This window comes from Ruminococcus sp. 5_1_39BFAA (assembly GCF_964240875.1).
Classification (GTDB): domain Bacteria; phylum Bacillota; class Clostridia; order Lachnospirales; family Lachnospiraceae; genus Blautia_A.
Window position 1 is genome coordinate 1 of sequence record NZ_CAXSVO010000010.1, and the last position, 13,653, is coordinate 13,653.

Genomic DNA, 13,653 nt, shown 5'->3' on the forward strand with positions numbered 1-13,653 from the left:
GTTTGACTGGGGCGGTCGCCTCCGAAAGGGTATCGGAGGCGCCCAAAGGTTCCCTCAGGATGGACGGAAACCATCCAAAGAGTGCAAAGGCAGAAGGGAGCTTGACTGCGACACCGACGGGTGGAGCAGGTACGAAAGTAGGGCTTAGTGATCCGGTGGTATTAAGTGGGAATGCCATCGCTCAACGGATAAAAGCTACCCTGGGGATAACAGGCTTATCACTCCCAAGAGTTCACATCGACGGAGTGGTTTGGCACCTCGATGTCGGCTCATCGCATCCTGGGGCTGTAGTAGGTCCCAAGGGTTGGGCTGTTCGCCCATTAAAGCGGTACGCGAGCTGGGTTCAGAACGTCGTGAGACAGTTCGGTCCCTATCCGGCGTGGGCGCAGGATATCTGAGAGGAGCTGTCCTTAGTACGAGAGGACCGGGATGGACGGACCGCTGGTGTATCGGTTAGGCTGCCAAGCCTATGGCCGAGTAGCCAAGTCCGGAAGGGATAAACGCTGAAGGCATCTAAGCGTGAAGCCCCCCTCAAGATGAGATATCCCATCCGAAAGGAGTAAGACCCCTTGAAGACGACGAGGTAGATAGGGCAGGGGTGGAAGTGCAGTAATGTATGGAGCTGACTGCTACTAATCGGTCGAGGGCTTGACCAAACAGCGAGATTCAAGAGAATGTCAACATGTATGTAGTTTTGAAGGTGCAAAACCTTTATAATCCTCCTTAGCTCAGTCGGTAGAGCATGCGGCTGTTAACCGCAGTGTCGTTGGTTCGAGTCCAACAGGGGGAGTTACATAGAACCTGTTATATCATAAAGATGGTATGACAGGTTTTTTATTGTGGAAAAATATATTGCAGAACATACTTTTTTCGCATCCTCCCCACGATTTGGTCACATTTTCCATGTATAGTATAACCCATGAAAAAATAAGCGATTATAAAGAAAGACGAGGAAATGCCAATGAAGCATAAGTATCTTGCAATTTTAATGGGAATTATAGTATCTGTTTCTGTATCAGCTCCAACGAGTATTTATGCAGCAGAAACAGCGATAGAAAATGAGGCAGAAGATATATCAGAAGAAAATAGAGAGGAAATTTTAGGAGAAGTAAAGTCTGTTGGAGAAGAAAATATTACAATTTTAACAGGGACAAGAAAGGAAATGGGGCAGGGGGAAATTTCCGGGAATACGGAAGGTGAAAAGCCTTCTATGTTGGATTTAACAGGCGAGGAAATGACAATTATGGTTACAGAAGACACGGTAATCACCCGAGAAAATATGCAGAAACCGGAGGAAGGTCAACCGGGCAGCGAGCCCCCGGAGAAACCGGAAGGTGAAGAAAACGGCGAGATACCGGAGAAACCGGAAGGTGAAGAAAACGGCGAGCCCCCGGAAAAGCCAGAAGGAGAAGAAGGCGGGGAAGATCCGCAGAGGCCAGATGGCGGGCAGAGCGGCGAGATACCGGAGAATCAGTCTGGCGGCAGCATAAGTGAAGAAATAGAACTTTCAGATATTCAAGAAGGTGATACGGTGGCAGTTACATTAGATGAGGACGGAAGCGCTCTTACAATTACTGTACAGTCTATGCGAATGGGTGGCACATCGGGAATGGGTGGCCCCGGAGGGCAGGCACAGGAAGTCACAAGCTATGATGCAACCAACGAATATACGGAGGATGAAATCGTAGAAAATGCTTCACTAGATTCTACAGGAACAGATGAAAATGCAGCATTGATTTCCAATGGTGCGAGCGTAACTCTTGATCAGACAACGATTACCCGGAAGTCATCGGACAGCACGGGCGGTGACAGCTCCAGCTTCTATGGGGTTGGAGCGGCAGTTCTGGCTACAGACGGAGAAGCCTACGTGAAAGACAGTGCCGTTACCACGGATTCAGCAGGAGGTGCAGGAATTTTTGCATATGGAGAGGGAACAGTTTATACTGCGGATACGGTTATCACGACCCAGCAGGACACCTCTGGAGGAATTCATGCTGCAGGAGGAGGAACACTTTATGCATGGGATTTAAACGTAGAAACAAATGGAGAGTCTTCCGCGGCGATTCGAAGTGACAGAGGCGGCGGAACCATGGTAATAGACGGAGGAAGCTACGTTTCCAATGGAGTCGGTTCTCCGGCAGTTTATTGTACTGCAGATATTGCGGTTAACAATGCGGAGCTGACTGCAAATGGTTCAGAGGCGGTTTGCATTGAGGGTCTGAACTCTTTACGCCTATACAACAGTAATCTGACAGGTAATATGGACGATGATGAACAGAACGATACAACCTGGACCGTTATCTTATACCAGAGTATGTCTGGTGATTCGGAAATCGGAAACAGCACCTTTCAGATGGATGGAGGAAGTATTACTTCCCAAAACGGCGGGCTTTTTTATACCACAAATACAGAATGCACGATTGCTTTGAACGATGTTAATATCACTTACAGTGATGACAGTGAATTTTTCCTCCAGTGTACCGGAAATAACAATCAGCGGGGATGGGGAAAAACAGGAGCAAATGGCTCCGATTGTCATTTTACTGCAAGTAATCAGAACATGCAGGGGGACATCATCTGGGATTCCATCAGCGATTTGGATTTTTATATGACTGAAGGCAGTACCCTGGAGGGTGCTTTTGTAAATGATGAAGCCTATGCAGGAAATGGTGGAGACGGATACTGTAATGTGTACGTAAGCGCTGATTCCACTTGGAAAGTGACTGGAGACAGCAGGGTAAGCTCTCTTTCAAACGAAGGAGCAATCGAGGACGAAAACGGAAATAGCGTGACAATCCAGGGAACAGATGGCACTGTTTATGAACAGGGTGACAGCGAATATACGATTACAGTAGATGCATACCAGAATACGGCTGATCTGTCAGAAAGTGCAGGGATAGAGGCATGGTCCTCTTATGCAGTAGAAAGGCCGGAGGGTTTATAAGGAACCGTAGAATAAACAATTTATTATGAATTCCATAAAGAAGGGGTGTCGGGAAATAGATAACCCTAGACAGGGAAATGTTAGGAATTAACCGGCAGCCCTTCCCAAAAAATGTTTGATGATTTGAAAAAAGTGCTTGCAATATGAAAAGATTTATGCTAATATAATATTCGTCGCTGAGATGCGTTCAGACAATCGAAGCGCCTACGGCTCCATGGTCAAGCGGTTAAGACACCGCCCTTTCACGGCGGTAACAGGGGTTCAAATCCCCTTGGAGTCATTAAAAAATAATAAAATGAGATTTTTGTGTGGCTTAACTCTGACATTTGGTGTATGATACATCTTGTAAGTAGTATGCCGATGTGGCTCAATTGGCAGAGCAGCTGATTTGTAATCAGCAGGTTATCGGTTCGAGTCCGATCATCGGCTTTTTGGACCTTTAGCTCAGTTGGTTAGAGCAACCGGCTCATAACCGGTCGGTCCTGGGTTCGAGTCCCCGAAGGTCCATTTAATATTATTTTTTATGGCCCAGTGGCTCAGTTGGTTAGAGCGCCGCCCTGTCACGGCGGAGGTCGAGAGTTCGAGTCTCTTCTGGGTCGTTGCTGAAACAGTTCAGCACTTATAATTTTATAGTTTATGGGGTCTTAGCTCAGCTGGGAGAGCATCTGCCTTACAAGCAGAGGGTCATAGGTTCGAGCCCTATAGGCCCCATATGCCGCAGTGGCGGAACTGGCAGACGCCCGGGACTTAAAATCCCGTGGGTAGTGATACCCGTACCGGTTCGATTCCGGTCTGCGGCATTTATAAAAAAAGAGAAATGTTGGATTGACAACATTTCTCTTTTTTTGTATATAATGCGTTTCAGAGTGTATTGAGACTGCCATGCTGCGGCGGATTGGAATCATTTTATGTTTGCTGGAAGACGATTCATGAAAAAGCGTTTTTTTTGCAGCTGATAGTGGTAATTTGTAATTATCAGATTAAATAGGGGAGGTTTTGTTATGCAGAAAAGAGCGACAGAATTCAGAAGCGATGCAAGGAAAGCATTAATCGCCGTCGTAGGCAGCCAGACGGAGCCGGTTGCGTTCTGCACTGATCGTCCGGGCAATTTCCTCTATAGACTTACCCTCTGCCTCCAGTTCATCCATCATAGTATAAAGCCCGGCATTTTGTTCATGGTAGGCAATACGTTCCTGCCGTGAATTCTCTACGAGCTCAGGATCGGTCCAATCATAGGAAGCAAACTCGCCCAGACGGGTGGAGTCCGGATTTGGTGAAAATCCATACACAGCAGAAGGATCTTCAATGATATCCTCCATGGCCTTCGGATTCAGTCGTGGATCATGGACATACTGAAACTTCTCCGTCGCTGCGGAAGATGTCTGTGCTTCCTCAGCCGCAGATACAGCCGGCGCTGCAGCAAACATAGCGGAAAGCGTCAGTGTGGCGAACAATGAAATAAATGTTTTTATCCGGTCTCTGGTATACGGATATCACTTATATTATATCCCATTACCAGTCCGGTTCGTATTCCTGTTTATGTGTGCAGATTGTCAATTCACGTAAAAGCGTTGAAAGTTGATCTGTGTTTTTTTCTTGTCAAAATGAGGATTCCGCGGTATACTGATACTCGTAGTTTGATTCCGGCCTGCGGCATTTTTGAAAAGTGGGAGAAACGTTGGATTTGCATTATAATCGTCTGATGGACAAAATGGCAGCATTAAAATCATAATTGGAGGTTTGACAAAAGATGAAGCTTTTAATCGTAAGACATGGAGATCCATACTATGAAATAGATTCTCTGACAGAAAAAGGATGGCGTGAGGTGGAATTTTTATCGGAAAAGCTTTCCAGGCTGGATGTGAAGGCGTTTTATGTATCACCGCTTGGAAGAGCAAAGGATACGGCATCCCTGACACTGAAAAAGATGGGAAGAACTGCCGAGGAGTGTATCTGGCTGAGAGAGTTTGATGCCCGTATCAACAGACCGGACGTAACAGATAAAAAGATGATCGTGTGGGATTGGCTGCCTCAGGACTGGATGACGGATGAGAGATTTTTTCACTATGACCAGTGGTATTTGAATGAAAGACTGCAGGAGGGTCATGTGAAGGAGCTTTATGATGAGGTGACCGGAGAATTCGACAGTCTTCTGGCAAAGCATGGATATGTCAGAGAGGGACACTATTACAGGGCAGAGCAGGCGAACAATGACACAATTGTATTTTTCTGTCATTTTGGATTGGAGTGCGTGCTTCTCAGCCATTTATTGAATATTTCGCCTATGGTGCTGTGGCATGGTGTCTGTGCTGCGCCGTCTTCAGTGACTACGCTAACTACAGAGGAGCGGAGAGAGGGAATTGCGGTTTTCCGCATGAGTTCCTTTGGAGATATTTCCCATCTCTATGCCCACGATGAGCCGCCCGCTTTTGCGGCAAGATTCTGCGAGAAATACGCCGATCAAGATGAAAGGCATGACTGAAAATTGCAGGTTATGATTGTGCAACCTTGAAACGTGTGCTATACTGACTTCACGGAAAGTCAGAGCACATAAAGGCGGCCTACCCTCCACTTTCGGAGGGGCTAACCCTCCAGACGAAAGAAAGGAGGGCGATGCCAATGTATGTTACATATTCGGATCTGATCCAGATAGGTATATTCATTGTTGCCCTTGTAAGTCTCTTTTACGAGATATTCAGGGGAAGAAAATAGCCGCCACTACTCGCAATAGTGACGGCTGTTACATTGTAATACGCTAAGTTATTGTTTGGGTAGGCCGTGTGTCTCTGGCTTTTCCTGTTTCTAATATAGCATATCTGGCAGCAGGATTCAATATCTTCCTGGAAATTTCCGTATTCATTCAACCTCATTCAAAAAATAGGAGACAAACTGATTAGGGGATCCGTCCAAATTTCGGACGATAGGTAGCAGGGGTTATTTGTCGGAATCACGTTCCATGCGTTCATCAATGGCCTTTTTTGCATAATGAGAGAAAAGATATAAAAACAAACCGATATGGCTTCTTTATGATTTAGAAAAGTTCTTCGGAAGGAGTTTAGATGTGATGCCATTCTTCAGACCTGAATTTTTTGTTGGTGCCCAATATTACCGGGAGAACAGGAGGAAGCTATGAAGCAAATAATTTACGATGTTATTTTTCGCACGTGGTACAACGGTGGGGAAAAGCCGAAGGAATGTGAGAAAGTACAGTCAGCAATAGATTCCATCAGCAACCTTTTTAAAGCAGCAACCCGGTATATTGAAGAGGGCGGAAACATGCAGACCCTAAAAAATGTACTGGGACATAATAGCCTGGCAATGACTGTTGCCCCTTTTCAGAATAAAAAATGCGGAATGGGGTAAAAAGTGGGGTAAAACCAGAGATATGGTTGTAGAAATAGCATAAAACAAACTTTTTAAATCATTTTTTATAGATTTTATAAATTTATTAGAAAATGGTCAAAATTCCCTCACATTTATCATGTAAGATAGAATCATCTTAAGAGAGAGATCTCTTAAGAAAAAACTCTTTCCTTTCCCTAAAAAATGTAAAAATAAACCACCGCCTTACCGGCAAGAACGTCGGCAGGGCGGTGGTTTTTTTGTTTCATAAGAAGTACTACCTTTCGTTCTGAATACAATCCGGTTTCCTATGAAACAAAAAAGCCCTGCCAAGGCACGCCTGCGGTGTCCGGGCAGGATTCTTCTAAATCAGGGTCTGCGGTAGCGGTTAAAGCAGGAATAGATTTCCTGAATGCGAGGCATGGCATAACCGCAGGAAATATAGCCCTCTGACAAAAAGGCAAGCCCTTCTTTTTGCAGCTTTCCGGCAAGAAATTCTACAATTTCCCTTACGGTTTTTTTACCATCAATGAGATGCTCGATGGCGTATTTCAGCAAAAGCCCCAAGGCGGCAGTCTGTTCGCTGTCGATCAACTGTTCAATATACCGCAGGTCAATCTCCTGTTTTCCCAGGGAAAATCCATCCCGTCCATGTGTTTTTACCTTCAGGCGTTCCGGCTGTGTCTGGGTTTGCGGACGCCCATAATAGTTGGTGCGGCGTCCCGGCGCAGGGGCAGTTTTTGTCATGATGCGATGGCTGCTCGGTATCTGAAATGCAGGGGCATGGGAGGACGAAAGCGGATAGTCCCGGCACAGCGCCTTTGTGGAGGCGGTGATATCTACAGGCAGGTAATTATCCATTTGGATAATGGTATCTGCGATATGGAAAAACGCACCGGAGCTGCCAGCCACCAGGATCGTGGAAATTCCGGATTTCTCATACAGGTCTCCGGCCCTTTCCAGGAACGGAGTGATGGGCTCCTTTTCGCGGCGTATGATCTGCTGCATAAACGCATCCCGTACCATGAAATTGGTAGCGGAGGTGTCCTCATCCAGCAGAAATACAAGGCTTCCTGCTTCCATTCCCTCAACGATCCCTGCAGCCTGGGAGGTGCTGCCGCTGGCATCCTCGGTGGAGAAGCAGTGGGTATCTTTTTTATTTGGCAGATCGTTGATGAACAGAGAAATGTCAACATCCTTCACAAATCGTCCATCCTCAGAGCGAAGCTTCTGGGCGGTAGCGTCTGTGATCACATATTCCCGACCGTCCCCTGCGATATGGTTGTATACGCCCAGCTCCAGCGCACCCAGAAGGGTGGATTTTCCATGATAGCCGCCGCCTACGATCAAAGTAATACCCTTTGGGATGCCCATTCCGGTGATGGTTCCCTTATGGGGCAGTTCCATGGAAATACGCAGGCTTTCCGGAGACACAAAAGCAACACAATCCTTCATGGGCCGGGAAGAAATGCCGCTTTCTCTGGGAAGGACAGCGCCGTCATTTACAAAAGCCACAAGGGAGCGTTTTTCCAGTTCCTTGCGGATAAAAGCCTGGTCCTCAGCCAGAAAGATTGCCTGCTCCAATTCTTTTTTGTTCAGATTTCTGTAAAGGAATGCTTTCTGCATACAGACAGGCAGGAATTCAAAAAATATTTTTTCCAGCTCTCCGGAATTAATGGTACGTCCGTTTGCCGGGAAGCCTACGAAAAATCTTGCGGTTACTCCCTGGTCAGAGATTTCGCAGGCAGTGCGGGGAAGAACCTCCTGACCGCAGTGGGTGACGGAGATCAGGCCGCTTTTTCCCGAGCCTTTTGCCCGGAAGGTATAGCGGTTTACCTGCTGTTCAAACTGGCGGGTGAGAAAGTCTGCCAGGGTGGTGCGGGTGAGCTGGTCTTTATAGTAATCAGCGGGAAATCCTGCGTCTTTATGGGAAATCCGTACACTGATGTGGGACGGTGAGGCAAAGGGATCGCCCTGCACATGGTCGATGGAAAGCTGGTATCGGTCAAACTGATAGATCCCTTTTAGCGATTTATATGCAGGATAGCTTTTTCTGTTTACAGAGCGCAGCAAATCCTGTAACTGGTTTGATGACTGCATGGTAAAATACCTCCTTTTACAAAACACGGCGTGATCGACTGCCGATATTCCTACTATATCCAATACCCCGGGTTTTGTCCAGCAAAAAAGAAGGTGGAAATTCCTGTATTTTTGTTCTATAATATACGGCAGTACGCGAAATACTAACTATAAATATTGGAAAGGTGGATAAAGCGATGGAACGCAAAAATGTATGGCTTTCTTATACGGAAGAGCAGGAGCGTGAAATGGAGGCAGTTGCATCCAAATACCGCCATTTTTTGGATGTGGGAAAAACAGAGCGGGAATGCGTCACTGAGATTATCCGGGAAGCAGAAGAGGCAGGATATGTAGAGCTTGGGAAAAAGATTGTCCAGGATGGGACGCTGAAAGCAGGAGACAAGGTTTATACGGTCGGAATGAAAAAGATTGTGTCCCTTTTCCATATCGGTGAGGACAGCCTTGAGGAAGGCATGAATATCCTGTGTGCACATATTGACTCCCCGCGCCTGGATATTAAGCAGAATCCATTATATGAGGATACAGATCTGGCTTATCTGGATACCCACTACTACGGTGGGGTAAAGAAATACCAGTGGGTAGCTCTCCCTCTTGCACTGCACGGTGTTGTGGTGAAAAAGGACGGCACTGTAGTTGAGGTGAATATCGGTGAGGCAGAGGACGATCCGATCGTTTATATCACAGATCTTCTTATTCATCTGTCAGGCAAACAGCTTCAGAAAAAGGCAGCAGAGGTAATCGAGGGAGAAAGTCTTGATATTCTCATCGGAAGCAGACCCCTTAAGGATGTGCCGGATGAAAAGAAAAAAGAGGCAGTAAAGGAAAATGTGCTGAAAATCCTTCAGGATAAATACGGAATTGAGGAAGAGGACTTCCTGTCAGCAGAGCTGGAGATCGTTCCGGCTGGAAAAGCACGGGAATGCGGTCTGGACCGCAGCATGATCGCCGGATACGGACAGGATGACAGAGTTTGCGCGTATACTTCACTTTTGGCTATGTTGGAGATGGAGGCGCCGAAGCGTACAAGCTGCTGTCTGTTAGTAGATAAGGAGGAGATTGGAAGCGTAGGTGCTACTGGTATGCAGTCACGGTTCTTTGAGAACAGTGTGGCAGAGCTTCTGGAGGGTATGGGAAAATATTCTGAGCTTACTTTGCGCCGCGCACTGCGCAATTCCAGCATGCTTTCCTCCGATGTAAGCGCAGGCTATGATCCGGCTTATTCAGAAGCATTTGAGAAAAAGAACACCGCATATCTGGGACGAGGCATTGTGCTCAACAAGTTTACAGGATCAAGAGGAAAATCAGGCTCAAATGATGCAAATGCAGAGTATGTTGCCAGAGTACGCAGGATTTTTGATGAGCATGAGGTTGGGTTCCAGACAGCAGAGCTTGGTAAGGTGGATGTCGGCGGCGGCGGAACCATTGCCTATATCGCTGCTCTTTACGGTATGGAGGTTATTGACAGCGGCGTGGCTGTGCTTAGTATGCACGCTCCATGGGAGGTTACCAGCAAAGCTGACGTATATGAGGCAAAGAAGGCTTATAAGGCATTTTTGCTGGACGCATAAACACGGCCCAGGAAAATTAGGCAAAAAAATTAAAAAAACTCTTGACAAATTGGTCCGTATAGAATAAAATACTCATTGTTGCGAAGGTGATTCGCAAATGAATGTGTGTTTAGCTCAGCTGGATAGAGCGTTTGGCTACGGACCAAAAGGCCGGGGGTTCGAATCCTCTAACACACGTAAACTAAAAGCTCAGAAATCTTGTAAAAAAGGTTTCTGAGTTTTTTTGTGCTATCAAAGATGTGAAAGGAAGCTGATGTGCAGTTCACGAAAAAGTTGCAGGCACCCGCTCCAAGGTTTCTCCTGTGAGCCACCCGATCAAAAGTCCAGTGACAACACCGGAGACAAGGAGAGCAGGCGCGTAGTACAAAAGGCTTCTGTTCTCAACAATGGCAATGGCAACCAGAAGCTGTCCGATGTTATGGGTGACACCTCCGGCTACACTGATCCCCATGATGGAGAAACCGCTCCATTTTTTCATAAGGGTCATGACAGTGAGACTGAGGGCGGCTCCGGCCAGACTGTAGACAATGCTGAACATATTACCAAACAGAAATCCAATGACAAGGATCCGGACTGCGGACACCAGGGCGGCTTCCCGGAAGCTGTACCGTTCCAGGATAAAAAGTACTGCCAGATTGGCAAGTCCGAGCTTGATTCCGGGGATTCCTGCAAATACAGGAATCAGAGTTTCTACATATCCGAAAATAATGGCAACGGCTGTAAACAGACCGAGATATGCTGTCTTTTGTTTCATATCCCTATTCCTCGTCTTTCTGCGATAATCTGATGTCGGACATCCTCCCGAAGCATTTCTGAAAAGATGTTGTTTTCCATCATAACACGAACGGCATGAAAATTCAATCAAAAAGTTAGACAGAACTAATTCGAGGGGCTGGAAGCGGCAAATTCAACTGGCTGCCAATGGTATCTTATGGATAAACTTTAAAAAGATATAGACAGCATTTGTAAAAAGTGATACAATCCCATTTGTTTCTCGAGGTTAGATAAAACTAATAAAAGTTTGCTAAGACAAATGCACGATGGGACTGGAATCTAAAAGAATGGAGGATGAATATGAAGGAGCAAAACATGAGAAATATGGAAATAAGCCCCGGGCACAATGAAGAGAAAAGAAAGGGGGCACCGGAGAAGCCCCAAAACCAGAATTTTTATATGAGAGTACTGTGTCTGATCCTCATCATAGGGGCTATCTTTTTTTACAATTACACTTTAAATGAGAAGGAGCGTGATGAAACGATTTCCGATTTATCACAGAAGGTAGCAGAGTTGGAAAGCCAGCAGAAGGAAATACTCACTGCGCTGGAAGAAAATTACGAGGCGAGAAAAAAGGCTGAGGAGGAGCAAAAAGCCCAGGAAGCTGAAAAAGACCTGGCGGCAACGGCTGATGAAAACGTGGGAGAAGAGCGGGATACAGAGGAAGCGGACAGCAGCGCATACAAGGACGGAACCTATACAGGTGACGGGCAAGGCTTTGGCGGAAATATCCAGGTTCAGATCACAATTGAAAGCGATACGCTGAAGGATATCCAGATTCTCAGTGCGCCGGGTGAGGACAGTGCTTATCTCAGCCAGGGGAAAGCGGTGATCGACAGTGTATTAAGTGCACAGAGTACGGATGTAGACACGGTATCTGGTGCTACCTTCAGCTCCACGGGAATTCTTATGGCAATAGAGGATGCCTTGGGAAAGGCGGAGAACGGATGAAAAGACGGCAGAGAAAAAACCGCCTGATCAGGGCGGCTGTACAATTGGTATTTTTTGTTTTGGCGCCATCACTTTTTTCCACAGCCTTTGCAGGAGTGAAATCTATTTTTCTTGCAATAGGAAACGGCGAACCGGTGGAATGGAATTCCTTTTTAAATGTGACGGGCGCGCTTTTGCTGCTTACCTGCATATTCGGAAGACATTTCTGCGGATATGCCTGTGCCTTCGGCTCTCTTGGGGATGCTGTTTACGAAGGGTTTTCCTGGATATGGAGAAGCGTCTTCAGGAAAAAGAAGAAGCCAGGTTATTCGGAGAAAATGGTTGCCCGGCTGCAAAAGGTAAAATACGTCCTTCTCGCATTACTTCTTCTTTCCTGTGTGACAGGCGTATATCCCAGACTTCAGGGAAGCAGTCCCTGGGACGTGTTTTCCATGCTGACATCGGGGAGGCTTCCGGGTCCTGCCTACAGGATCGGAATTATTTTGCTGGGGTTGATTCTTATTGGAATGTGTACCCAGGAACGTTTTTTTTGTCAGTTCCTTTGTCCTATGGGAGCCGTATTCGCTATTATGCCGATACTGCCGGGAGCGCTGTTTAAAAGAAAAAGGGAAAATTGCCCGAAAAAATGCGGCTTATGCAAAATGCGCTGCCCTGCACATTTGGACATTGATGGTGACACGGCCCGGTCCGGTGAGTGTATATGCTGCCATGCTTGTAAAACCGTATGCCCAAGAGAAAACATCCATACAGGAGAATAAATACACTATTGAGAAAAATAGTTAGTTTAGACTTACTTAAAATGGTAGACTTTAAAATTAGAAAAGGATATACTAATCAATGTTAGTTATAACTGATATATGGGCGATGCAGCTAGAGGGAAAGAGGGTAATGGAGAAAAGAACCAAATATATACTGGCAGCTACCGCTATGCTGGTCTTTTGTATCAACAGCACATTGGTTTGCGGGGCAAAAGAGAATAATTCACCTGTAGATAATGAGGAACGGTCAGTATTTACAAGGACGGATTTTGCCATGGATACTCCGATTGCGGAAACTTTGTATACCACAGGGGAAGATATTACGGAAGAAATCACACAGGTCATCAATGATGCGGATGCAAAGTGGATATCCTGGAGTGAGGAATCCTCGGAATTGTATCAGATCAATGAAAGCAGTGGTGAGGAGTTTCTGCTGTCAGACGAGATGGCTGGTTATCTGGAAAAGGTCATGAAGCTTTGGGAAGACTCGGATGGAGCGCTGGATCCTACACTTGGAAAGCTTACACAGCTCTGGAATCTGGGCGGAGAAAATCCGACAGTGCCGGAGGAAGAAGAGATACAGGATGCCCTTGCACACACCGGATTCGGAAGTGTGGAGCTGGATGGCAAAAGCCTGACCATGGAAAAAGGCTGTACGCTGGATCTGGGCGCTGCGGGGAAAGGAATCGTATGTGACGAGATCATATCTTATCTGGAACAGCAGCCGGAAGTTACAGCGGCCATAGTGAATCTGGGTGGAAGCAGTGTGACTGCATACGGGCAGAAGCCTGATGGTTCCCAGTGGCGTGTTGCTGTCACGGATCCAAGGGATACCCAGGGGGATTATCTGGGCTCTGTGACCATATATGGAGGCGAATTCCTTTCCACATCCGGTGATTACCAGAGGTATATCATTGAGGATGGAATCCGGTATCATCACATTCTCGATCCGCAAACGGGATATCCGGCAAGAAGCGGCGTGACGGGGGTAACGGTTGTATGCAGCAACGGCCTTATTGCGGACGGGCTTTCAACAGCCTGCTTTGTACTTGGCTGGGAAAAGGCAGAGCCTCTTTTGGAAAAATACGGAGCAGATGCACTGTTTGTGGATGAAGAACAGCATGTTTATCTGACAGAGGGAATGAAAGAACGTTTTCAGCTTTTGAAGGACAATTACAGCATACAGTAGATACATAATCACACGATAGATGGTCCC

Annotated in this window: 10 protein-coding genes, 8 tRNA genes and 1 rRNA gene; 16 read left to right on the forward strand and 3 right to left on the reverse strand. The window is 46.5% G+C overall.

All coding sequences use genetic code 11. The features are described from left to right. From ACESZH_RS11910 to ACESZH_RS11950, 9 genes are all read left to right on the forward strand, one after another. Positions 1-656 (forward strand): 23S ribosomal RNA (locus ACESZH_RS11910); the annotation flags it as partial. A gap of 61 nt (positions 657-717) precedes the next feature. Next, a tRNA-Asn gene (locus tag ACESZH_RS11915) sits at positions 718-790 on the forward strand. A gap of 171 nt (positions 791-961) precedes the next feature. Then, positions 962-2,944: a hypothetical protein gene (locus ACESZH_RS11920; protein WP_373219548.1), complete on the forward strand. Its 1,983-nt coding sequence runs from the start codon at positions 962-964 to the stop codon at positions 2,942-2,944. A gap of 208 nt (positions 2,945-3,152) precedes the next feature. Further along, positions 3,153-3,224: transfer RNA gene (locus ACESZH_RS11925), tRNA-Glu, on the forward strand. A gap of 76 nt (positions 3,225-3,300) precedes the next feature. Further along, a tRNA-Thr gene (locus ACESZH_RS11930) sits at positions 3,301-3,373 on the forward strand. 4 nt (positions 3,374-3,377) lie between these two features. Further along, positions 3,378-3,451: transfer RNA gene (locus ACESZH_RS11935), tRNA-Ile, on the forward strand. An 18-nt stretch (positions 3,452-3,469) separates the two neighbouring features. Further along, a tRNA-Asp gene (locus tag ACESZH_RS11940) sits at positions 3,470-3,543 on the forward strand. Positions 3,544-3,582: 39 nt separating this feature from the next. Next, positions 3,583-3,655, forward strand: a tRNA-Val gene (locus ACESZH_RS11945). Positions 3,656-3,658: 3 nt separating this feature from the next. Further along, positions 3,659-3,744: transfer RNA gene (locus ACESZH_RS11950), tRNA-Leu, on the forward strand. 246 nt (positions 3,745-3,990) lie between these two features. Here the strand turns inward: ACESZH_RS11950 and ACESZH_RS11955 are convergent. Then, positions 3,991-4,371 carry a hypothetical protein gene (locus ACESZH_RS11955; RefSeq protein ID WP_373216366.1) on the reverse strand — a complete coding sequence of 127 codons (381 nt, stop codon included), beginning with the start codon at positions 4,369-4,371 and terminating at the stop codon, positions 3,991-3,993. Positions 4,372-4,694: 323 nt separating this feature from the next. Here ACESZH_RS11955 and ACESZH_RS11960 point away from each other — a divergent pair, with 323 nt between their 5' ends. Further along, positions 4,695-5,426: a histidine phosphatase family protein gene (locus ACESZH_RS11960; protein ID WP_373216368.1), complete on the forward strand. Its 732-nt coding sequence runs from the start codon at positions 4,695-4,697 to the stop codon at positions 5,424-5,426. Between the two features lie 647 nt (positions 5,427-6,073). Further along, positions 6,074-6,307: a hypothetical protein gene (locus tag ACESZH_RS11965; RefSeq protein ID WP_373216370.1), complete on the forward strand. Its 234-nt coding sequence runs from the start codon at positions 6,074-6,076 to the stop codon at positions 6,305-6,307. Positions 6,308-6,655: 348 nt separating this feature from the next. On the opposite strand, the gene ACESZH_RS11970 is transcribed toward ACESZH_RS11965, so the two are convergent. After that, positions 6,656-8,386, reverse strand: coding sequence for an ABC-ATPase domain-containing protein (locus ACESZH_RS11970; RefSeq protein WP_373216372.1), 1,731 nt, complete (start codon positions 8,384-8,386; stop codon positions 6,656-6,658). Positions 8,387-8,562: 176 nt separating this feature from the next. On the opposite strand from ACESZH_RS11970, the gene ACESZH_RS11975 reads away from it, so the two are divergent. Together ACESZH_RS11975 and ACESZH_RS11980 are read left to right on the forward strand one after the other, a co-directional pair. Beyond that, entirely contained in the window at positions 8,563-9,954 is a 1,392-nt protein-coding gene (locus ACESZH_RS11975) for an aminopeptidase (RefSeq protein WP_373216374.1), read from the forward strand. Between the two features lie 103 nt (positions 9,955-10,057). Continuing rightward, a tRNA-Arg gene (locus tag ACESZH_RS11980) sits at positions 10,058-10,131 on the forward strand. An 85-nt stretch (positions 10,132-10,216) separates the two neighbouring features. Here ACESZH_RS11980 and ACESZH_RS11985 read toward each other — a convergent pair. Next, complete coding sequence (locus ACESZH_RS11985) at positions 10,217-10,708, reverse strand: Gx transporter family protein (protein WP_373216376.1); 492 nt, start codon at positions 10,706-10,708, stop codon at positions 10,217-10,219. Positions 10,709-11,028: 320 nt separating this feature from the next. Between ACESZH_RS11985 and ACESZH_RS11990 the strand changes: the two genes are divergently transcribed. From ACESZH_RS11990 to ACESZH_RS12000, 3 genes are all read left to right on the forward strand, one after another. After that, the gene (locus tag ACESZH_RS11990) at positions 11,029-11,679 is read left to right on the forward strand and encodes an FMN-binding protein (protein WP_373216378.1); all 651 of its coding nucleotides are present in this window, start codon (positions 11,029-11,031) and stop codon (positions 11,677-11,679) included. Further along, complete coding sequence (locus tag ACESZH_RS11995) at positions 11,676-12,437, forward strand: 4Fe-4S binding protein (protein ID WP_373216380.1); 762 nt, start codon at positions 11,676-11,678, stop codon at positions 12,435-12,437. Before ACESZH_RS11990 ends, ACESZH_RS11995 begins: the two co-directional genes overlap by 4 nt. A gap of 130 nt (positions 12,438-12,567) precedes the next feature. After that, positions 12,568-13,626, forward strand: coding sequence for an FAD:protein FMN transferase (locus tag ACESZH_RS12000; protein WP_373216382.1), 1,059 nt, complete (start codon positions 12,568-12,570; stop codon positions 13,624-13,626). Positions 13,627-13,653: the final 27 nt, after the last annotated feature.